Origin of the sequence: Nocardia sp. NPDC024068, from assembly GCF_040638875.1 — a bacterium.
In the GTDB taxonomy this organism is placed as follows: domain Bacteria; phylum Actinomycetota; class Actinomycetes; order Mycobacteriales; family Mycobacteriaceae; genus Nocardia.
On sequence record NZ_JBEZYU010000022.1, the window covers coordinates 1 to 21462 of the forward strand.

General features: G+C 69.3%; 18 protein-coding genes and 2 pseudogenes. 9 read left to right on the forward strand and 11 right to left on the reverse strand.

Translation table 11 applies throughout. From position 1 onward, the window contains the following. The 6 genes from AB0F41_RS18220 to AB0F41_RS18245 all read right to left on the reverse strand — a co-directional run. Nucleotides 1-912 (reverse strand): allantoate amidohydrolase (locus AB0F41_RS18220; RefSeq protein ID WP_357425319.1); only part of this gene is annotated, 912 nt, incomplete at its 3' end. Nucleotides 913-923: 11 nt separating this feature from the next. Then, nucleotides 924-2249: an FMN-binding glutamate synthase family protein gene (locus tag AB0F41_RS18225; RefSeq protein ID WP_357425180.1), complete on the reverse strand. Its 1326-nt coding sequence runs from the start codon at nucleotides 2247-2249 to the stop codon at nucleotides 924-926. A 19-nt stretch (nucleotides 2250-2268) separates the two neighbouring features. Beyond that, nucleotides 2269-2997 (reverse strand): protein glxC, encoded by a 729-nt coding sequence (locus AB0F41_RS18230; RefSeq protein WP_357425182.1) that lies wholly within the window; start codon nucleotides 2995-2997, stop codon nucleotides 2269-2271. Then, nucleotides 2982-3881, reverse strand: a complete 900-nt coding sequence (locus tag AB0F41_RS18235; protein WP_357425184.1) for a glutamine amidotransferase family protein — start codon at nucleotides 3879-3881, stop codon at nucleotides 2982-2984. Before AB0F41_RS18235 ends, AB0F41_RS18230 begins: the two co-directional genes overlap by 16 nt. 27 nt (nucleotides 3882-3908) lie before the next feature. Then, entirely contained in the window at nucleotides 3909-5273 is a 1365-nt protein-coding gene (gene glnT, locus AB0F41_RS18240) for a type III glutamate--ammonia ligase (RefSeq protein ID WP_357425186.1), read from the reverse strand. Nucleotides 5274-5314: 41 nt separating this feature from the next. Continuing rightward, a complete protein-coding gene (locus AB0F41_RS18245) occupies nucleotides 5315-6505 on the reverse strand; it encodes an FAD-binding oxidoreductase (protein WP_357425188.1) in 1191 nt (396 codons plus the stop codon). Nucleotides 6506-6754: 249 nt separating this feature from the next. Here AB0F41_RS18245 and AB0F41_RS18250 point away from each other — a divergent pair, with 249 nt between their 5' ends. Beyond that, the gene (locus AB0F41_RS18250) at nucleotides 6755-8113 is read left to right on the forward strand and encodes an ammonium transporter (protein ID WP_357425190.1); all 1359 of its coding nucleotides are present in this window, start codon (nucleotides 6755-6757) and stop codon (nucleotides 8111-8113) included. Nucleotides 8114-8163: 50 nt separating this feature from the next. On the opposite strand, the gene AB0F41_RS18255 is transcribed toward AB0F41_RS18250, so the two are convergent. Continuing rightward, on the reverse strand, nucleotides 8164-8838 hold the full coding sequence (locus AB0F41_RS18255) for an XRE family transcriptional regulator (protein ID WP_357425192.1): 675 nt from the start codon (nucleotides 8836-8838) through the stop codon (nucleotides 8164-8166). 203 nt (nucleotides 8839-9041) lie between these two features. Here AB0F41_RS18255 and AB0F41_RS18260 point away from each other — a divergent pair, with 203 nt between their 5' ends. The 4 genes and pseudogenes from AB0F41_RS18260 to AB0F41_RS18275 form a co-directional block, all read left to right on the forward strand. Further along, nucleotides 9042-9425 (forward strand): ethanolamine utilization protein, encoded by a 384-nt coding sequence (locus tag AB0F41_RS18260; protein WP_357425194.1) that lies wholly within the window; start codon nucleotides 9042-9044, stop codon nucleotides 9423-9425. A 6-nt stretch (nucleotides 9426-9431) separates the two neighbouring features. Continuing rightward, nucleotides 9432-9959, forward strand: a complete 528-nt coding sequence (locus tag AB0F41_RS18265; protein ID WP_357425196.1) for a dimethylamine monooxygenase subunit DmmA family protein — start codon at nucleotides 9432-9434, stop codon at nucleotides 9957-9959. A 50-nt stretch (nucleotides 9960-10009) separates the two neighbouring features. After that, a complete protein-coding gene (locus AB0F41_RS18270) occupies nucleotides 10010-10939 on the forward strand; it encodes a PDR/VanB family oxidoreductase (protein WP_357425321.1) in 930 nt (309 codons plus the stop codon). Next, a pseudogene (locus AB0F41_RS18275) lies at nucleotides 10936-11928 on the forward strand (DUF3445 domain-containing protein); the annotation flags it as partial. The gene AB0F41_RS18270 and the pseudogene AB0F41_RS18275, both read left to right, overlap by 4 nt. Nucleotides 11929-11968: 40 nt before the next feature. Here the strand turns inward: AB0F41_RS18275 and AB0F41_RS18280 are convergent. Both AB0F41_RS18280 and AB0F41_RS18285 read right to left on the reverse strand, forming a co-directional pair. After that, a complete protein-coding gene (locus tag AB0F41_RS18280; protein ID WP_357425198.1) occupies nucleotides 11969-13732 on the reverse strand; it encodes a penicillin-binding transpeptidase domain-containing protein in 1764 nt (587 codons plus the stop codon). Nucleotides 13733-13771: 39 nt separating this feature from the next. Beyond that, nucleotides 13772-13879, reverse strand: a pseudogene (locus AB0F41_RS18285) (MbtH family protein); the annotation flags it as partial. Nucleotides 13880-14032: 153 nt separating this feature from the next. Between AB0F41_RS18285 and AB0F41_RS18290 the strand changes: the two are divergent. Then, nucleotides 14033-14971: an undecaprenyl-diphosphate phosphatase gene (locus tag AB0F41_RS18290; RefSeq protein WP_357425200.1), complete on the forward strand. Its 939-nt coding sequence runs from the start codon at nucleotides 14033-14035 to the stop codon at nucleotides 14969-14971. A gap of 24 nt (nucleotides 14972-14995) precedes the next feature. Here the strand turns inward: AB0F41_RS18290 and AB0F41_RS18295 are convergent, their stop codons facing one another. Together AB0F41_RS18295 and ilvD are read right to left on the reverse strand one after the other, a co-directional pair. After that, nucleotides 14996-15877, reverse strand: a complete 882-nt coding sequence (locus tag AB0F41_RS18295; protein WP_357425202.1) for an LLM class flavin-dependent oxidoreductase — start codon at nucleotides 15875-15877, stop codon at nucleotides 14996-14998. 92 nt (nucleotides 15878-15969) lie between these two features. Next, a complete protein-coding gene (gene ilvD, locus AB0F41_RS18300) occupies nucleotides 15970-17649 on the reverse strand; it encodes a dihydroxy-acid dehydratase (protein ID WP_357425323.1) in 1680 nt (559 codons plus the stop codon). 421 nt (nucleotides 17650-18070) lie between these two features. Between ilvD and AB0F41_RS18305 the strand changes: the two genes are divergently transcribed. Genes AB0F41_RS18305 through AB0F41_RS18315 form a run of 3 tightly spaced genes read left to right on the forward strand, consistent with a single transcriptional unit; the run spans nucleotide 18071 to nucleotide 21455 of the window. Then, entirely contained in the window at nucleotides 18071-19048 is a 978-nt protein-coding gene (locus AB0F41_RS18305; protein ID WP_357425204.1) for an ornithine cyclodeaminase, read from the forward strand. Then, nucleotides 19039-20388, forward strand: coding sequence for a Y4yA family PLP-dependent enzyme (locus tag AB0F41_RS18310; RefSeq protein WP_357425206.1), 1350 nt, complete (start codon nucleotides 19039-19041; stop codon nucleotides 20386-20388). Before AB0F41_RS18305 ends, AB0F41_RS18310 begins: the two co-directional genes overlap by 10 nt. Then, the gene (locus tag AB0F41_RS18315) at nucleotides 20385-21455 is read left to right on the forward strand and encodes a cysteine synthase family protein (protein ID WP_357425208.1); all 1071 of its coding nucleotides are present in this window, start codon (nucleotides 20385-20387) and stop codon (nucleotides 21453-21455) included. The genes AB0F41_RS18310 and AB0F41_RS18315 overlap by 4 nt, the downstream gene beginning before the upstream one ends. Nucleotides 21456-21462: the final 7 nt, after the last annotated feature.

Genomic DNA, 21462 nt, shown 5'->3' on the forward strand with positions numbered 1-21462 from the left:
CTGGTCGCCGATATCGGCGACCAGGCGGCGCAGGGTGTCCTCGTCGGCCGCCCGGGCGTCGAGCCAGGCCAGGACCTCCGACGCGATGGCGTTGGCGCCGTTGGGCAGGACCCGGACCTTGCCGAAGGTCGCCACCGCCGCATGGAGTTCGGCGGCGCGCCGTGCCGTCAGGACGGTGCCCGCATAGGTGAGCATCGGATCGCGCCGATCGCGCAGCCTGGTCGCCCCCGCGTGGTTGGCTTCACCGGTGAACGCGAAGAGCCACCGTCCGTGCGGCCAGATCGAGGAGGCGACGGCGACCGGGCGATCGAGAACGTCCAGGGCGCGTCCCTGCTCGACGTGCAACTCCACGAACACCCCGACACGTTTCGCCAGCGCCGGGTCCGGTCCCAGATGATGCGGGTCGCGTCCGGCCCGGGTCAGCGCCTCGGCCAGGGTGAGTCCGTCGGCGTCGCGCAGGCCCAGCGCCCGGTCCGGGGTCAGCGCCCCGGTGCTCAGTTGCGAACCCACACACGCCACGCCGAACCGGGCGCCCTCCTCGTCGCAGAACGCCACCACCGCCACCGGACGCCGCGGCACGATCCCCCGCTCGCGGACCTCGTCGAGGGCGGCGAAGGCGCTCACGATCCCCAGCGGCCCGTCGAACGCACCGCCGTCGGGCACCGAATCCAGATGCGATCCGGTGACGAACGCGTCGGCCGGGTCGCCGGTCGATCCCGGCGGCAGCCACCACGCCCACAGATTGCCGTTGCGATCCGTCTCCACCGGCATACCGCGTGCGGTCGCGCAGCCGGTGAACCATTCGCGCAGCGTGAGATCGGCGTCGTTCCACGCGAAGCGCCGGTAGCCCCCGGTATCCGGCGACCGGCCGATATCGGCGATCTCCTGCCAGAGCGAATCGAAGGCCCGCACCGCCGACCCCGTCATATCCGCCCCGGAATCCAGGTCGTACCGGCCAGCGGCACACCGGCCATCGCGGCGGCCTCGACGGTCAGCGCCACCAGATCCTCCGGCTCGAGATTGCGCAGATGCGATTTACCGCAGGCCCGGGCCAGTGTCTGCGCCTCCATGGTGAGGACCCGCAGATAGTTCGCCAGCCGATGTCCGGCCGCCACCGGGTCGAGGTTGCGGGCGAGTTCGGGATCCTGGGTGGTGATCCCGGCCGGATCGCGGCCCGCCTGGAAATCGTCGTAGCAGCCCGGGGCCGAGCCGAGCGCGGCGTACTGCTCGGCGTAGCGTGGGCTGTTGTCGCCCAGCGCGATCAGGGCGGCGGTCCCGATCGCCACCGCGTCCGCGCCCAGTGCCATCGCCTTGGCGACATCGGCACCGCTGCGGATCCCGCCCGAGACGATGAGTTGCACCTTGCGGTGCATATCGAGTTCCTGGAGCGCCCGCACCGCCTGCGGCAGCGCCGCGAGCGTCGGAATACCGACATGTTCGATGAACACGTCCTGCGTCGCGGCGGTTCCGCCCTGCATACCGTCGACCACCACGACATCGGCGCCCGCCTGCACGGCGAGTTTCACATCGTAGTAGGTCCGGGTCGCGCCGACCTTCACATAGACGGGTTTCTGCCAGCCGGTGATCTCGCGCAGTTCGATGATCTTGATCGCCAGATCGTCGGGGCCGGTCCAATCCGGATGCCGGCAGGCCGACCGCTGATCCACCCCCTGCGGCAGAGTGCGCATCCGGGCCACCCGCTCGGTGATCTTCTGCCCCAGCAGCATCCCGCCGCCACCGGGTTTGGCACCCTGCCCGAGCACGATCTCGATGGCGTCGGCCTTGCGCAGGTCGTCGGGGTTCATTCCATATCGCGACGGCAGATACTGGTAGACGAGCGTTTTCGACTGGCCGCGCTCCTCCGGCGTCATCCCGCCGTCACCGGTGGTCGTCGAGGTGCCGACCGCACTCGCACCCCGTCCGAGCGCCTCTTTGGCCGGGCCGGACAGGGCGCCGAAACTCATTCCGGCGATGGTGATCGGTATATCGAGGTGCAGTGGGTTCCCGGCGTGGCGATCACCGAGCACGACATCGGTGTCGCACCGTTCCCGGTAACCCTCGAGCGGGTATCGCGACATGGACGCGCCCAGGAACAGCAGATCGTCGAAATGCGGCAGCGGGCGTTTCGCACCCCAGCCCCGGATATCGTAGATACCCGTATCGGCCGCCCGCTGGATCTCGGCGATCACCGAACGCGGAAAGGTGGCGGATTCACGCAGGGCCGGATTCGGCGGCGCGGGAGTGGTCATAGCGGTCTCCTGATTCGGCTCAGTAGGCGCCGAGATTGTCGACGTGGAAGTTGTAGAGGGTGCGGGCGGAGCCGTAGCGGGTGAAATCGCCGGGGTCGGCGTCGAATCCGGCCGCCGTGAGCAGATCGCGCAGTTCGGCCAGATGTTCGGGACGCATCGGCTTCTCGACACAGTCCGCACCGAGCGAGGCCACCGTGCCGCGGACATAGATCCGCGCCTCGTACAGCGAATCACCCAGCGCCTCACCGGCATCGCCACAGACGACCAGGCGCCCCGCCTGCCCCATGAACGCGCTCATATGCCCGATATCGCCGCCGACCACGATATCCACGCCCTTCATCGAAATACCGCACCGTGCGGCCGCGTTTCCCTCGATCACCAGGAGACCACCGTGCGCGGTGGCGCCGGCCGACTGGGAGGCGTCACCGGTGACCCGGACGGTCCCCGACATCATGTTCTCCGCCAGGCCCACCCCCGCGTTGCCGTGCACGGTGACGTGTGCCCGCTGATTCATTCCCGCGCAGTAGTAGCCGACGTGGCCCTGCACGGTGACCTCGATATCGTCGTCGAGCCCGCAGGCCACCGCATGCGCTCCCCGCGGCGCGGTGAGGGTGACCCGGCGCGGTGCGTCCGCGGCGTGCAACGCGGCGTTGACCTCCCGGACCGTCCGGACGCCGAGGTCCAGGCAGACCGCTGCCTCGTGGTCCGCCCGGGTGACGGGAGCGGCGGCGCTCACTGTCGGTGCCATACGTAGATCTCCTCCGGTTCGGGTTCGAAGAGGCGGGCCCGGTCCACGCCGGGCAACGCGGCCAGCGCCCGGAATTCCGAGGCCATGGCCACCCACCGATCGGTTTCGGCGACCACCGCGGGTTTGCAGGCGATCGGATCGCGTACCACCGCGAAGGATTCGCTGGTCGCGACGAGCAGGGTGTAGAAGCCGTCGAACCGTTCGGCGAGCAGACGCAGTGCCTTGTCCAGATCGGCGCCCTCGGCCAGTTGCCGGGCGACGAAACGGGCGCCCACCTCGGTGTCGTTCGCACTGTCGAAGACGACCCCGGCCCGCTCGAGCTCGTGTTTGACGCTCATATGGTTCGAAAACGATCCGTTGTGCACCAGGCACTGGTCGGACCCGACCGAGAATGGATGCGACCCGGCGGCGGTAACCGCCGATTCGGTGGCCATCCGGGTGTGGGCGACACCCTGCCAGCCCGCCGCCGACGGCAGGCCGAACCGGCGGGCGAGCATACTGGGATCTCCGACGCCCTTGAGCACCGCGAGATCCCGACCGGACCCGATGACCCGCGCCGCCGGTGCCGCCCGGCGCGCCGCCTCGACCAGGGTCGGCGTATCGGTGTCGGCGTAGAGCAGGGTGGTCGGTGCCAGGTCGATGCCGGTGACCAGCGCGCCGATATCGGTGCCGATCCCGGCCGCGAGTTCCGCGGCGGGTATCGGCGCATCGAGCAGGGTGACCGTCACCGCGCCCGGCGGCGACCACACCGGGTCTCCGTAGATGGCCATCCCGGCCGAATCCGGCCCCCGCTCGCACATCTGGTCGAGCATGCCGGTGAGCAGTTCGCCCAGCCGTGGGTAGAGCGCCGGATCACGCAGATGCAGGCCGACTATTCCGCACATCGATTGCTCCTAGTGCTGTCGCGGATTTCAGAAAGCGGTCAGGTATTCGTCGATTTCCCACGCGGATACGGTGTTGTGCCAGGCGAAGAACTCCTCACGTTTGAGCCGCGAGAAGTATTCGCCGACGCCCGCACCCGCGCCGTCGAGCGCCCCGGACACCACCGGATCCGCGTCGAGCGCGTCCATCGCGTGCAGCAGGGTCATCGGCAGCATGTCGCCGCTGCGCCCGGCGCCGGGCGCACCGGGATCGAGTTCGCGCGCGATGCCGTCGAGGCCGGCCGCCACCCCGGCCGCGATCGCCAGATACGGGTTGGCCGAACCGTCGCCGCCGCGCAGTTCCACCCGGTTCCCATCGGGCACCCGCAGATAATGGGTGCGATCGTTACCGCCGTAGGTGGCGTACCGGGGTGACCAGGTGGCGCCGCTACTGGTCGAGAGGGCACCGAGCCGTTTGTAGGAGTTCACCGTCGGGGCAAGCACCGCCTGCAGGGCGCAGGCATGCTCGAGCAGGCCGCCGATGAAGGAATAGGCGATCGGCGAGAGCCCCAGGCCGCGGGTATCGGCGCCGTCGGGGAACAGCGACTTCTCCGCGTCCCACAGCGACAGGTGCAGATGCATCCCGGAACCGGTGCGGTCGGCGAAGGGCTTGGGCATGAAAGTGGCCCGCATACCGCGTTTCTCCGCGATCACCGAGAGCAGATAACGCGCCGTGATCACCCGGTCCGCGGTCGTCATGGCCTCGGCGTAGGCGAAGTTCTGTTCGAACTGACCGTTGGCGTCCTCGTGATCGCTGGCGTAGTTCTCCCAGCCCAGAGTGTTCATCGCCGCGGAGATTTCGGTGAGGTGGTCGTACATCCGGGTCACGTCGCGGGCGTCGTAACAGGGTTGCCGGCTGGTGTCGGAGCGGTCCGCGGTGTGCAGGGTGCCATCGGCGTCCCGGTTCACCAGGAAGTATTCGATCTCCGCGCCGACCTTCACCGTCAGCCCGCGGGCGGCGGCCCGGCGCAGCGCCGCGGCCAGGACCACCCGCGGCGCGTACGGCCAGGGTTTTCCCTCGACATGCGGATCGCAGTGCACCAGCGCCAATCCCGGGCGGACGAACGGAATCGGCGTGAACGAGGCGGGATCCGGCACGGCGACCAGGTCGGGGTCCGCGGGCTGCTGGCCCATCGCGCCGGCGGCGTAGCCGGCGAAACCCGCGCCTTCGGCCTCGAGTTGGCGCACCGCTTCGACCGGTACCAGCTTGGCGCAGGGCTTACCCGACAGGGTCGTGAACAGCGCGAGGACGTAATCGACGCCTGCGGCCTCGGCCAGCGCGGTGAGCGTCGCCGGCGCGGCGGCGGGGACAGTGGCGGGGCCGGAGACCGGCGCAGGTACGGTATCGAGTGCCATGGGAACTCCAGGTGGTCGATCGATGGAAGAGTGGTCGGGGATCAGCGCATTTCCCCCGCGCCCTGGTACGGGTGCGGACTCACCAGGGGCGCTCCCTCGGCGAAGCGGGAGTACCGGAAGTCGGCGGCGTCGACGCCGGGGAGGTCGGTCTTGCCCATGGTGAGCAGATCGGCCGCCAGCCGCCCCACGGCGGGCGAGATCTTGTAGCCGTGCCCGGAGAAACCCGTGGCCAGAAACAGCCCTTCCACAGGTCCGGGCCCGATGATCGGGTTGTAGTCCGGGGTCACGTCGTAGGCGCCGGCGTAGGATCCGGTGACCCGCGGATCGGGCATACCCGGCAGCCGGTGACCGAGTTTGCCGATCACCGTGTCCACGGTGCGTTCGTCCGCGCGGTTCGGGTAGCGGTCGGGGTCGAGGTATTCCGGTGCCCGGTGATCGGAGTTGCCCACCAGCAGTTCGCCGTTGGGTTCCCGGCACAGATACGACAGCCCGGCCAGATCGGAGAGCACCGGCACCTCCGGCAGCGGCGCTCCCGGATCGACCAGGACCAGTTGCGCGCGCTGGGCACGCACATCCAGGTCGACCCCGGCGCTCGCCGCGAGTCCGGGTGTCCACGGCCCGGCGGCCAGCACCACCGTCCCGGCGTGGATTTCGGTCCCGTCGCCGAGGCGCACACCGAGTACCGCGCCGTCGGGGCCGGTGATCAGCTCCCAGACGGGTGTGGACTGCCGGATGCACACGCCGAGCCTGCGGGCGGCGGCGCCGAATGCCATGCCCGCCAGATAGGCTTCGCCACGACCGCCGAGCGGTTCGTAGGCGAACGCCGCGAAATCCTCGAGAGACAACCCGGGCCACAGCTGCGCCATCTCCGCGTGGTCGATGAACCGGACGTCGATGCCGAGCCCCTGCATCATGGCGACGTTGGCGCGCAGCGGCGCGATATTGTCCGCACCCACGCCCACCACATAGCCGCACTGCCGGAAACCCATATCGTCGCCGAACAGCTCGGTGGCCCGGGTGAAGACGTCCACGCCGTACCAGGCCATGGCGGCCAGCGACGGCACGCCGTAATGGCAGCGCACCACACCGCTGGACTTGCCGGTCATGCCCGAGCACAGCGTATCCCGTTCCAGCACCACGACATCGGTTTCGCCGCGGTCGGCCAGCGACCACGCGATAGCGAGCCCCTCGAGGCCGCCGCCGACGATCACGTAGTTATGGGTTTCCCTCACCGGCATCCTCGCTTGGGTTTCCTGTGACTATCTGCTGTCCTTTCTCATGAAACTCCCGCCAGATGACAGCCAGGTTACGTCCCGGTCAGTACCGGGTCACGTGAAAACTGGTGCACAGCGGGGCGGGAGTTAACAGGAAAGTCACTCGCGGAACGATTTACGCAACGCAAAGGGACGTCTACTGATAGACGAACCGGTCCACTATCGCGAGACGATCGGCGCACCGGACGCAACGAAGATGAGGGAAACATGACAGAAGCCATCGCCGCGGCCGATACCGCGTGGATACTCGCGGCATTCGCCGCCGTCAGCCTTATGGTGCCCGGGCTCGCCATGTTCTACGGCGGCATGGTCGGCATCAAGAACACACTCAATATGGCCATGATGACCTTCGGCGCCTTCGCCGTGGTCGGCGTGCTGTGGATCCTGTTCGGGTACTCCGCCGTCCTGGGCAACTCACTCGGCGGAATCGGCCTGCTCGGCGATCCGTTCGAGTACTTCGGGTCCTCCGACCTGCTCACCGCCCCCACCGAACCCGGACTGCCGCCGGCCCTGGTCTCCGGATTCCAGTTGCTGTTCGCCGTGATCACCGTGGCCCTGATCTCCGGCGCGGTGGCCGACCGGATGAAATTCGGCGCCTGGATGCTGTTCGCCGGAATCTGGGCGACGATCGTGTACTTCCCGGTGGCCCACTGGGTCTTCGCCTTCGACTCCGAGGACGGCTCGCTGGTCGGCGGCTGGATCGCGAATACGCTGGGCGCGATCGACTTCGCCGGTGGTACCGCCGTCCACATCAACGCGGGAGTCGCGGCGCTGGCGCTGGTCCTCGTGCTCGGCAAACGGGGACTGTTCCCGAACCCACCGCGGCCGCACAACCTTCCGCTGACGGTGCTCGGCTCCGGCATGCTGTTCTTCGGCTGGTTCGGGTTCAACGGCGGATCCGCGCTCGCGGCGGGTAACAGCGCCTCGGTGGTCATCCTGAATACCGTCGCCGCCGCGGCGGCCGGTATCTGTGGATGGCTGATCGTGGAGAAACTCCGAGCCGGTCATGCCACCTCGCTGGGTGCCAGTTCCGGACTCATCGCCGCCCTGGTCGGCATCACCCCCGCCTGCGGCGCCGTCTCGCCGATCGGCGCGCTGATCATCGGCGCGGCAGCCGGTTCGGTGTGCTGCCTGGCGGTCTCGCTGAAATTCCGGTTCGGCGTCGACGATTCCCTCGATGTGGTCGGCATCCACCTGGTCGGCGGCATCCTGGGCACCGTCCTCATCGGCCTGCTCGCCGATCCCGCCGCCCCCAACGGCGTCGCCGGGCTCTTCTACGGCGGCGGACTCGATGTGCTCTGGCGTCAGGTCGTCGCGGTGCTCGCTGTCCTCGCGTTCACCTTCGTGGTCACCCTGGTGATCGCGAAGCTCATCGATATGACGCTGGGCCTGCGGGTACCCGCCGAAAGCGAACTCGAGGGCCTGGACGTCTCCGTACACGGCGAGATGGCCTATGTCCTCGAGCTCGCAGGGGCCGAAGCCGGGAAGCCGGTCCGGCCCGACGAGGCGGTCGCCGCCGCCGAATCCCTCACCGCGGACGCGGCACGCGCGCACGCGAACGACTGACACCGTCCCAGCCGGGCCGGTCCCCTCCTTCCCCGGGGGGACCGGCCCGTTCAGTTCTCCTCGTGATTGTCCGGATAGGCGGTCACCGCGAGGAAACGGATCGGCAACCGCACCAGGTCGTTCGGGCCGTGGATCCCCTCCCCGTCGAGCAACAGCGAATCCCCGGGCCGCAGGGTGTACTCCGCCGAGCCGTGGCCGTACACCATCACGCCTTCGAGCATGTAGATCAACTCCGTGCCCGCGTGCTGGAAACGCGGAAACACCTCGCTGTCGCTGGTGAGTGTCACCAGGACCGGCTCGAGCCGTTTGTGCTGGCCGCGTAGCGAACCGAGCAGTTCGTAGTGGTGCCCGATCCGGGTGCCGCGGCCCACGATGACCGCGCCCTGCCCCGCCGCGACGTAGACGGCTTCCCGGACGGTGTCGGCATCGCGGAACAACGAGGTCACCGGTACATCGAGGCCGGCCGCGAGCCGGGCCAGCGTCGAGAGACTGCACGACGTCTGCGCGTTCTCGATCTTCGACAGCATCGCCTTGGAGATACCGACCTTCGCGGCCATATCCGCGACCGACAATCCACTGGACCGGCGCAGCGCCCGGACCTGCCGCGCGATCGCCGCCTCCAGATCACCGCCGGTGGGCGGCTCCCCGATCACCTCGCGCTGCACCGGAGCCGGATCACCGGTGTCCCGGTGGATCCGCTGGGTTTTCGGCATGCTATCGGTCATCGACCAACTCTAGTCGAGGTTTCCTACTAGTAGACAGCCGGACGTGTCACATTCGCGCGACCGAACCATCACACCGCCGAACTCGCACAGCACGGCGACGATTTCGACTCTCAACGTCCGCGTTACGGACCGGAAACATCAGCCGGGTTTCATTAAATGAAACAACGATTCTTTAGGTGATCCATCTCGGGAGCAGGAGAACAATGCACGCAGCGGACGCACCGACACCGCCCTTCCGCGTCACCAGCGGAGCCTGGAAGGACCTGCCGAGAATGCCGGTCGCGGAATTCCCCGGCACCGAGGGCTTCATCGGCGATGTGTACATCAACCCCGACGACAGTGTGATGTGCAGCGGCTACTTCGAACTCCGGCACACCGACGCTCCCCTGTACTACGAATACGAGTACGACGAGATGAAAGTCGTACTCGAGGGCGAATTCCTGCTGGAGAACAAAGAAACTGGCCAGTCGCTCACCGCCCGGGCCCATGACGCGATCTTCTTCCCGAAGGGATCGAAGATCTATTTCAGCACCCCCGGCTACGCACTGGCCTTCTACGCCGGGCACCGCGGCGCCGAGCTGCTGTGAGCGCCGATGTCCCAGATCTGCTATTCCAGTATTCCGCTTTGGGCGCGGACCCCGCTGCCCGGCGACAGCCCACCACCCGACCGGACAGGAACCGCTTACCTGCTCGTCGGGGTCGGTCCCGATGCGCGTGCCGCGGTGCGGAACTGGTCCGGTGACCTGAGTCCCGCACCAGTCCGCGCACTGCTGGCCGACGACCCCGGCGAGGGCGGGCGCCTCCTGGCCGCCGCCCTGCACGAGAGCACCGTCGGCACGCGAGTGCGGATCGCGGGGCCCGCCGGCGCCTGCCTGCGGCTACGCGGTATCGCAACCGCTGCCGGGGTGGAAGACGACGAACTGTACGCCCGGGTCACCGGCGCGGGGATCCATGATGTGTACTGCGCGCACTGCGCGACCGTGACCGCGGCAGCCCAGAGCGTCGGCGAGATCGCCGGATGCTCCGGATGCGGCCGCGATCTGGTCGTCTACCACCATGTTTCCCGCCGGACCGGGGAATTCCTGGGGTTCGCCGCCGATGCCGAGCAGTGGTCGCCGTGACCGCCGCCCGGACCGCGCCCGGCCCGGCGGGTGGCCCGCCCGGTCGCGAGATGACCCTCGTGGTGACCGGAGTCGCCGACCCCGCCCCCGGAATTCGCGGTCTCACCCTCGCGGCCACCGACGGAAGCCGGCTGCCGGGGTTCATCCCGGGCAGTCATCTCGTGGTGCGTGTGGGCGGCCGCGCCAACGCCTACAGCCTGACCTCGGACGGTTTCGATCCCGCCGAGTACGCGATCTCGGTGCTGCGGGTGGCGGACGGGCGCGGCGGTTCACGCCTGCTGCATACCCTCGCGGTCGGCGAAACCCTGAGCGCACGGCCGCCGCGCAGCGCCTTCCCACCGATCGCCCGGGCCGCGAAACATCTGCTCGTCGCCGGTGGTATCGGCGTCACCCCGATACTGTCGCATCTGCGGGCGGCGCGGCGGTGGGGCCGGGAGGTGCAGGTGCTGTACACCTTCCGTGCCGGACACGGCGCCCATGTCCCCGAGGTGGCGGACCTGGGCGGGTCCGCGGCCGAACTGATCACCGATCGGGCCGCGTTCACGCAACGGCTCACCGCGGCCCTGACCGCGCAACCGCTGGGCACCCATCTCTACGTCTGCGGGCCGCCCGCGATGATCGACTACGTCGTTGCCGCGGCGGCCACCGCCGGCTGGCCGCGCTCACGTATCCATTTCGAACGTTTCCGCGATGATGCCCTCGGTGCCGGGGAGCCGTTCACCGTCGCCCTCACCGAATCGGGTCGCACCGTCGCGGTGCCCTCCGGGACGAGCCTGCTCGACGCCCTCGAGACGAGCGGCATCCGGATCCCCAGCCTCTGCCGGCAGGGCGTATGCGGCGAATGCCGTACCCCGTTGGGCGGCGGCCTGCCGATCCACCGCGATCTCTATCTCAGCGACCGGGAGAAGGAGTCCGGCGCGGCGATCATGCCCTGTGTCTCTCGTGCTCGCGGAGGCACCGTTCTGGAGGTACCGCTGTGACCACGGCATCGCATACATCACCGGTGGCCGGGTTCCCGTTCCCGTTCCCCGGCGACTCCTACCGCTACAGCACCAATGTCGAACCCGCCCGCCACCCGGTCCGGACGGAGGCCGGTCACTGGGGCGGCGCGCTCGTCGACGTCGACTGCCACTACCACCGGGAGATCGGTGCACGCGCCGCGATCCTGGCCGCCGACCCCACCCGCCACGCGGTACTCCCCCATATGCGCCCCGCCGCCTGGGACGCGATGCTCACCCTGATGCGCGAACTGGCCGCCGCCCATCCGGACGATATGCGACTGTGCCGGGTCGCCGGGCAGGTCTGGCGCTGGGAGAACGATCTCCTCGGAATCACCCAGGAATTCGTGTACGGCGACGACGGCGGCCTGCCCGCCGAACCACTGCGCTATATCTGCGGCCAACTCCAGGAGGATGTGGTCCTCCTGGATCAGCGTGGCGGGCAACTCTTCGCCGACGCCGGCGTGGTGACCTTCGCCGCCGATTGGAGTTTCGGGTTCGACGTGGGGATGAGCTTCCTGGAAATCCACGGCCCGGTGCCGCGGATCCGGCGCGACGGCGTGATCACCCGGGCACACGATTTCCTGCTCCGCCTGCAACCGCACGATCCCTACCGGCGTACCAACTGGACGCTGACGGTCGGGCGCCGGCTGGATGTCTCCACCGAGCGGTATCCCGAATGGGGCCCGGATCGCGAGATGATCCGGTATGCCGACGACGAAACCTTCGGCCGGCTCGTTCATCTGCGCGTCGAAGTACAGCATCTACTCCGGCTGCCCGATTCCGGTGCGGTGATGTTTCTCATCCGCACCTATCTGTTGCCGCTGGCCGAGCTGGCCGCGGTCGAACCCTGGCGGCGGCGCACGGCGGCGGTACTGGCGGAGCTGCCCGACGATATGGCCGATTACAAGGGCATCATCAAATACCGTGCGCGGGCGGCGCGGTGGTTACGTGCCGCCGGACCCGGCCCGGAAGCGGTGCCGCCGGACCGGCCGTGAATGCGCCCGGAATTCAGCGCGGCGCCCGGAGCATCCGGCCCGCCGCCTCCACCGCGGGCGCCGAACTTCCGGCATCCGCCACGAACACCGCGAACGCGAGATCGTCCTGGATACCGATGAACCAGCCGTGTGCGGAGGTGTTGTCACCGTATTCGGCGGTTCCGGTCTTGCCGAGCAGCCCCGGGATATCGGCCAGCTGGGTCGCGGTTCCGCCGGTGACGGTTTCCCGCATCATCGTCCGCACCTGCTCGGTGACCGTCGCAGGCAGCGGGGGCGGGGTCCGGTCGGGTGTGCCGGGCGACCCCGCCACCGCGACCGGCGCCGGCGGCGAGCCATGCGCGACCGACGCGGCGACCATCGCCATCCCGAACGGGGACGCGGTCACCTGTCCCTGGCCGATACTCGACTCCACCCGCTGGGCGGGGTTCTCCGCGGGGGGCACACTGCCGGTGACGGTGGTCAGCCCGGGTGTCACATAGTCCACGCCGAGCCCGAGACGTTCGGCGGTGGTCGTCAAAGCGTCCGGCGGCAGCCGTACCGCGAGCCCCGCCATGGTGGTGTTGCAGGAGCGGGCGAACGCGGTGTGCAACGGCACCCGCCCGAGATCGAAACTGTCGTCGTTGGGGATACGACGTCCCTCGATATCGGCGACCCCCGGGCAGGGCAGCACCGTATCCGGGGTGGCCAGGCCCGCATCGAGTACCGCTGCGGTGGTGATCGTCTTGAAGGTCGACCCGGGCGGATACAGGCCGGTGAGCGCGATGGGGCCTTCCGCGTCGGCCGCCCCGTTCTGCGCCGCGGCGAGGACCTCCCCGGTCGAGGGGCGCAGAGCGACGACCGCCGCCGGTGAAGCGAGGGGGTCGAGTGCGGTGTCGGCGGCCCGCTGCAGACCGATATCGATCGTCGACCGGATATCGGTGGTCGGCCGCGGATCCGCCCCGGCGATCCGGCGCACCTCGTCGCCGGTCCCGGCCCGCACCGCCCAGCCCGCCGCCGCGTCGGCCTGCTGCTGCCACAGGTCACCCAGCCCGGACAGGGTCGGCGAGGACAGCGTCTTGTCCGTGGTGAGCAGCCGCGTCTGCGGGGCCAGGGTGACACCGGGGGTCGCGGCCAAGGGTTCGCGGATGGGGGCGATATCGGCATCGCGCAGGCTGATCGCCGTGACCGGTTTGCCCTGGGCGGCGGTCAGATCGGCGTTCAGGGTCGCGGCGGTGACGCCCGGGGCCAGCGGGGCGAGCAGGCCCGCGACAGCGCTGGTATCGGCGCCCGGCGCGAGCTGGACCAGAGTGACCACCTGCTGGGTCATCAGGTCGCCACCGGCCGCGTCGAGCACGCGGGCCGGTTCGGGGTATACCGGCGCGGCGGACAGCGCACCGGTATCGAGGCCCGGTGCGACGGTCGCGGGATTCCACCGGACCCGCCAGCCCGCATCGGTCTCCGCGGCGCTGCCGGTGGTGCGGTATTTCCATTCCGCCGCGTTTCCGGCGACCGGTTTCCAGGTGGCGTCGAAGGTGAAGGTGTCGTCCTCGACTCCGCTCACCTCGAAGGTCGCTTCCTTGCCCAGGCCGTCGTAGAGACCGGCGAGGCTCTCGGCGGCACGGGCCGGGTCATCGGTGAGGTCGGCCGCGGCGCGGATATCGTCGGCGGTCAGCGCGGCGGCGAAACTCTCGGCGACGGTATCGGGTTCGGGCGGTCCGGAGGAGCACCCGGCCAGTGTCGAAGCGAGAGCCGTCAGCAGAACCGTCGACAGGACGATGACTTTCCGATCGGTACGCATCACCTTCGACTGTATCGCCCGCGGCGCCGTCGCCCGGCGCTATCGCCCGGCCGTCGCGTCGCGCAGGCCGGCCGGCCGCCTATCGGTCCGGTTCCGCTCGACGTAGTCGAGACAGACGGCGCGGGTGCCGTCCCCGAACACCACGCGCGACAGCGGCACACCGGTCGTCCGGCCCGCAAGACGAGTCGGCGTTTCGCACTCCTCCGGGCGCGGCGCGCGGCCAAGCCCTGGTCCACCTGCACTGAGAATCGGGTATCCGCGCTGCGCAGACGCTTTCGGCAGCGTGCAAGAATCGTCGCGATGCTCACCTACCTCCAAGCGACCGTGATCGGCGCGGTGCAGGGTGTCACCGAACTGTTCCCGATCTCGAGTCTCGGCCATTCGGTACTGCTCGCCGGCTGGCTCGGAGACGATTGGGCCGCCTTGGTCGGGTCCGGCGAATCCGAGACGGAGACGCCCTATCTCGCGTTCGTGGTCGCCCTGCATGTGGCGACGGCGGTCGCGCTGATCGGCCACTACCGCCGGGACTGGTGGGCGATCATCGCCGGGTTCGCCACGACCCTGCGCACCGGGCGGCTCGATACGGTGCCGCAGCGCCTGGGCGTCCTGCTGATACTGGCCACCGTCCCGGTGGCCGTGGCCGGCCCGCTGCTGGTGGATCCGCTGCACACTGTGTTCGCGGCACCCGTCTTCGCGGCGGTGTTCCTGACCCTCAACGGCGTCGTACTCCTCGTCGGCGAAGGTCTGCGACGGCGTAACGAACCCACCCTGGCCGAATACGGCCGGCGCCACGCGCTCCGGCTGACGCGTACGAATTCGATCACCACTGCCGATAATCCGCCGCGCCGATCGGACCGGCGGCTGGCGGCCCTCGATATCGCCGACGCCGTCGCGATCGGCCTGACCCAGCTCGGCGCTCTGCTGACCGGTTTCAGCCGGGCCGGGCTCACCATGGTCGGCGGGTTGTGGCGTGGCCTCGAGCATCCCGATGCCGCCAAATTCGCCTTCCTGCTGGCCACCCCGGCGATTCTCGGCGCGGGGCTGGTCGAAGCGCCGGAACTGGCCGGGCCGGCGGCCGCGGAGATCCGCGGGCCGATCCTGGCCGGGGCCATCGTCTCCGGCGTGTCGTCCTGGCTGGCCGTCCGCTATCTCGAGCGCTATTTCCAGACCCGCACACTGTTGCCGTTCGCGATGTATTCACTGGTCGCGGGCATGCTTTCGATCGCCCGGTTCAGCTGAGGACCCGCCGGGTCGCCGGCCGCCTCAGCGGGAACCGATCAGTTCCAGGGTCTCCTCCAGCACCGGCACCCCGGGCGACCCGGGCACCAGGATGAATTCGTCGAGGCCCGCGGCCTCGGCCGCGTCCAGGGTTCGGTGCAGGGCGTCCGCCTCGAAAGTTTTCATCGCGGCCGCGGCGGCCGCGGCGTTACCGGCCCCCAGGAAACCGAGGTACTCCTCGGTGAAATCGCGCAGCACCGTATCGGGTTCGGCCACCCCCAGGGTGTAGAAGCAGCCACTCACCAACCGCGGCGCGTCACGCCCGGCATCGGCGAACGCCCGGCGGGCCGCCTCGGCCGACCACGCGATCTCCTCCGGGGAGCCACCGACGCTGAAGGCCACCACGCCGTCGGCCCAGCGCGCGGCGCGCGCCAGGGATTTCGGGCCGAGCGCACCGGCGAGCACCGGCGGGCCACCGGCCTGGACGCAGGGCGGGCCCACCGGGTCGGCACCGTCGAAGGGCGGCTCCCCCGCCCACAGGGAACGCAGTTCGGCGACCGCGCGATCCAGCCGGTCGTGCCGGCGCTGCGACCCGGACCCGAGACTCCGGTAGTCCGCGCCCCGCCCGCCGACGCCGACGCCGAGCGTGAATCGCCCCGCGGAGAGCACATCGATGGTCGCGGCCTGTTTGGCCACCAGGGCGACCGGATGGGCGGGCAGCACCGATACGTTCGCGATGATCCGCACCCGTTCGGTCAGCGCCGCGGCGGCGGCGAGCGTCGTCCACATCTCGGCATTGTGGAAGGTCATCCGTTCACCGCAGGAGACGCTGGACACCGGCCCCGCATCGGCGAGGCGGCACCATTCGACGGTGGACGCCCGGTCGTAGCCCCGGCACATGGTCGGCAGTGCGATCCCGATTTCCATCGCCCCAGCATCGGGCAAGACGACGCGCAAGGCAAGAACACGTTCCAGTTTTCCCGCGAGGCGCACCGCCCGGCGGCGGTTCGCGACCCGGTTCAGTCGCAGACCGCGCCGTAGGAGGCCGATCCCACGAGTCGCGCGTATTTCGCGAGGACACCGCGGGTGTACCGCGGTGGTAGCGGTGCCCAGCCTTCGCCGCGCCGGGCCAGCTCCTCCGGCTCGACCAGCAGGTCCAGCGTCCCCGAACCGACGTCGAGGCGGATCCGGTCACCGTCGCGGACGAAGGCGATGGGCCCTCCGTCGACGGCCTCGGGAGCCACATGACCGACGCACAGACCGGTGGTACCGCCGGAGAACCGGCCGTCGGTCAGCAGCAGTACCTCCTTGCCGAGGCCGGCGCCCTTGATGGCGGCGGTGATGGCCAGCATCTCCCGCATCCCGGGGCCGCCCTTGGGGCCCTCGTACCGGATCACCACCACATCCCCCGCCGAGATCGTGCCGTCTTCCAGTGCGTCCATGGCGGCCCGCTCCCGGTCGAAGACCCGCGCGGTACCGCTGAACACATCGGATTCGAAACCGGCCGATTTCACCACGGCGCCGCCGGGCGCCAGGGAACCGTGCAGGATCGTGATACCTCCGGTCGGGTGGATCGGCTCGGACAGCGCCCGGACCACTTTGCCGTCCGGATCCGGCGGGGCGATTTCGGCGAGGTTCTCGGCGACCGTGCGGCCGGTGACGGTGAGGCAGTCGCCGTGCAGCAGCCCGGCGTCCAGCAGGGCCTTCATCAGCACCGGGACACCGCCGACGCGGTCGATATCGGTCATCACGTGGCGTCCGAACGGCTTCACATCGGCGAGGTGCGGTACCCGCCGGCCGACCCGCGCGAAATCGTCGAGGCTCAGCGCCACTCCGGCCTCGTGGGCGATCGCGAGCAGGTGCAGCACCGCGTTGGTCGAACCACCGAACGCCATGACCACCGCGATGGCGTTCTCGAACGCCTCGCGGGTGAGGATATCGGAGGTGGTGATCCCGCGCCGGATCAGCTCGACCACCGCCTGGCCGCTCTTGCGGGCGTATCCGTCGCGGCGCCGGTCGGTGGCCGGCGGCGCCGCGCTACCGGGGAGCGACATACCGAGCGCCTCGGCCGCGCTGGCCATCGTATTGGCGGTGTACATACCGCCGCAGGCGCCTTCACCGGGACAGATGGCGCGCTCGATGGCATCGACGTCCGCGCGGCTCATCAGTCCGCGCGAGCACGCGCCCACCGCTTCGAAGGCGTCGATGATGGTCACCTCCCGCTCGCTGCCGTCGGACAGTTTCGCGATTCCGGGCAGGATGGATCCGGCGTAGAGGAACACACTGGCCAGGTCGAGGCGGGCCGCCGCCATCAGCATCCCGGGCAGCGATTTATCGCAACCGGCGAGCAGCACCGAGCCGTCGAGCCGTTCGGCCTGCATCACCGTCTCGACACTGTCCGCGATGACCTCGCGGGACACCAGCGAGAAATGCATTCCCTCGTGGCCCATCGAGATTCCGTCGGAGACCGAGATGGTGCCGAACTGCATGGGATACCCGCCGGCGGCGAATACGCCGTCCTTGCATCCGCCCGCCAGCCGGTCCAGCGACAGGTTGCACGGCGTGATCTCGTTCCACGAGGAGGCGACGCCGATCTGGGCTTTCGCCCAGTCGTCGTCGCCCATGCCGACGGCGCGCAGCATGCCGCGGGCCGCGGTCTTCTCCAGGCCGTCGGTGACATCGCGGCTGCGGGGTTTCATATCGGGTGCGGTGGGATCAGCGGTCACGCCGCCCATCATCCTCTCCGTCCGCCGCGGTGCGCGGGAACCCCGCCCGGCGCGGTGCCGGGTGGCCCACCTCCGGCCACCGCACCTCCGGCCACCACGCGCAGACGACACAACCGGACGTCCCGGCGGGTGTTCCATCTCACACGCTACTGGTAATGATTGTCATTATCAGTATACTTCGATGCTGCCCGCATCCGGACGTCGGACGAAACACCTACTGCTGCAGCAGGTTCCACAACCATTGACAAATCCGAGGAGTATTACCGCCCCGACCGGGCAGTGCCTCACGACGCCCGCACCAACCGGGCCCGTACCGGCGGTCCCGGTCCGATGAACCGCATCACCCGGCGCCCCGGCCGGCCGGCACCCTCGATTCGCACGACATCGGAGTTTCATGAGCAACGCGTTACATATACTCACCCGCACCGATCTGGCCGATATCGAAATCACGCCCGAGGAGGTCATCGAACTCGTCGAGGAGGGATATCTCGCTTTCGCCCGCGGTGATTCTTCCTGCCCGGTGAAACTCATGATGCCGCTGCCGAATACCGCACGCGACGCCGTGTCCTATTCCATGCTCGGCTACGACGGCTCGCTCGAGCACCTGGGATTCAAGACCTCGTATCGTCAGGGCAGCGACAGCGCGGAGAAGTACTACACGACGATCAGCCTCTACGACGACACCACGGGGGCACCGTTCGCGCTCATGGACTGCCAGCGGGTCGGCGCGGCCCGGACACCGGCCACCACCGCCATCACCGCCAGACATGCTGCGCGCGAGGGCGCGGAGACCGCGTTGATGATCGGTACCGGTGTCCAGGGCCGGAATACGCTGCCCTACCTGCTCACCGCCCTGCCCGGGCTGCGGCGGTTACGTCTGTTCGGCACCCATCCCGAGGGGATCGCCGCCAGCCGGGCGGCACTGCGCCGATGGTTTCCCGACCGCGAACTCGAACTCGTCGACGATGTGCGCACCGCCGCCGCGGACTCCGATATCGTCGTCGTCGCCTCGGGCCGCGCCGCGCATCCGAAAGTCCGTACCGACTGGTTGCCGCCGGGCGGGCTGCTGATCTCGGTGGCGAGCAAGGGTGTCGAGAGCGGCGCGCTACGCGCCGCCGACTACGCCGTCGCGACCAGCACCGGCCAGCTGGGCGTCACCGGGACCCGGTTGGCCGGAGCGGGCGGGGAACTCGTCATCGACGCGGAACTGCCCGATATCGTGGCCGGGCGGGCGCCCGGGCGGCGCGCACAGTCCGATCGGGTGTTCGCCTTTTCGAGCGGCATGGTGATCACCGACATCCCGGTCGCACACGCCCTGGCCACCCGGGCCGTCGCGGCCGGACGCGGACAGCGGGTGCAGTTGTGGAGCTGAGCACCGCACCCACCGGCCTCCCGGCCCTGCCCGCCATCGAACTCCCGTGGCAACGCCGGATCCGGGAGGATCCGCATCTGCTGTTCGATATCCACTACGCGGTGGGCGGGCCTTTCCATGTGGTCCATCCCGCTGGGTTCGCCGACAATCTGCGTGCCTTCCAGGACGTTCTGACCCGGCACCGGGTCGACGGCGCGGTGTATTACGGGAAGAAGGCGAACAAGGCGGGATGCTGGCTTCCCGAAGTGGCCGATCTCGGCGCCGGGGTGGATGTGGCCTCGGAACCCGAACTCGTCCACGCCCTCGCACACGGCGTGCGCGGTCGCGATATCGGCGTCACCGGTGCCGCGAAAACCGACGGACTACTGCGACTGGCGGCCCGCCACGACTGCCTCGTCGCCATCGACGCACTCGACGAACTCGAACGCGCCGCCGAGATCGCCCGCGACGCCGGCCGGTTGCGCATCCTGCTGCGGCGGCTGCCGCCGACGGCGCCGCACAGCCGCTTCGGTTCGGCGGACCCGGACCTCGAGCGCGCCGTCGCCCGTTGCGCCGACCTGCGCGACCGGATCGCACTCACCGGATTCTCGTTCCATCTCGACGGGTACGCGGTGGACCCGCGGGCCGAGCTGGCCCACGACATGCTCGGCTGGTGCGAACGGGCGCGGGCGCTGGGCCTGCCGGTGTCGGCGATATCCATCGGCGGCGGTTTCGCCTGCCGCTATGTGCGGGAACAGGATTGGGAGACGTTCACCCGGGACCACACCGACGAGTGGTTCCATGCCAACAAGCGGTTCGAGAAGTTCTACCCGTACGCCCAGCAGCCCACCGGTGCCGATATGCTCGACGCCGTTCTCGGCCGGACGTTCCGCGGCCGCACGCTGGCCGGGCATTTGCGCGACGCCGGTATCGCCCTGTATCTGGAGCCCGGCCGCGCGCTGCTCATCGATTCGGGCTTCAGCGTTTTCCCGGTTCTCGGCTTCAAACAGCACTCCGACTATGGCATCACCACCGTGCACGGGCTCAGTATGAGCGTGTCCGAACAGTGGAAAGGCAGCGAGTTCCTACCCGATCCGGTGCTGGTCCCGCGACGCGCCGAGCCGCGGCCGCGGCCCGCCGTCACCTGCGTCGGTGGCGCCAGCTGTATGGAATACGACGTGCTCACCTGGCGCAAAGTGACGGTGTCCCAGCAACCCCGGCCCGGCGATCTGCTGCTCTATCCGAATACCGCCGGATACCAGATGGACAAGAACGAAAGCGAATTCCATCAGCTCCCGCTGCCGCCGAAGATCGTGATGTCCGAAGAGGCCGGGCGGATGCGCTGGAGGCTCGATCGATGACCGAGCACCGGCCCGTGGGCGGCGAGAACGTCGTCCGCTACGCCTCCGAATTGATCGGCGCCACCCCCTTGCTCGACCTGGTACGCACCGGGGCGGGCAGCCGGGTGCTGCTGAAACTCGAGCAGTTCAATCCGACCGGATCGGCGAAGGTCCGGATGGCCCGGGAGATGGTGCTCCAGGCCGAACTCAGCGGCGAGCTGCGCCCCGGCGGTCACATCGTCGAACCCACCTCCGGCAACACCGGCACCGGACTGGCGCTGTTGGCATTGGAGCGTGGCTACACCTTCACCGCGGTGGTCGACGATCACGCCGCCGCGGACAAGCTGCGTGCCATGAAGGCGATGGGCGCGAGACTGGTCACCGTGGACAGTGCGAGCGCCCACGGCCCCAGCAGTGTGCGGCGGCGGGAGGTCGCGGCCGATATCGCCGCCGGTACCGGCGCGTTCCGGCCCGACCAGCACAACAACCCACACAACAACGCCGGATACCGTGAACTCGCGGGCGAACTGCGCAAAGACCTCGCGACCGATATCGACTGCCTGATCGGCGCGGTCGGCACGGGCGGATCGCTGTGCGGCACGGTGGAGGAACTGCGCAGGCTGGGTTCGACCGTCCGCGCGATCGGCGTGGAGCCGGTGGGTTCCATCATCTTCGGCGGTGATCCGGGAGGCTATTGGCAGACCGGCGCGGGCAGTCCGGCGGGATTCCCGGTAGGCGGCAACGTGAAATACCGGATGATCGACGAGAACTGCCGGGTCGGCGATACCGAGGCCTTCGCCACCGCGCGGGTGGTCGCGCGGCGCACCGGAATCCTGATCGGCGGCACCGGCGGTGCGGCGGTCTATGCGGCGCTGCGAAGGCTGGTTCTGCTCCCGGCCGGGAGCACGGTCGTGGTACTCGTCTGCGACGCGGGTGAGAAGTACCTCGATACCGTCTACGACGAGGACTGGCTCGCGGCCCGCGGACTCTACGATCAAGCCACCCGGCAGCGCATCGTCCGGCTGTTCCGCGCGTACGACGAGTCGGTGCGGCTGGCGGGTTCCGATATCGAAAGGGCGGGAGCGTGATCCGGCG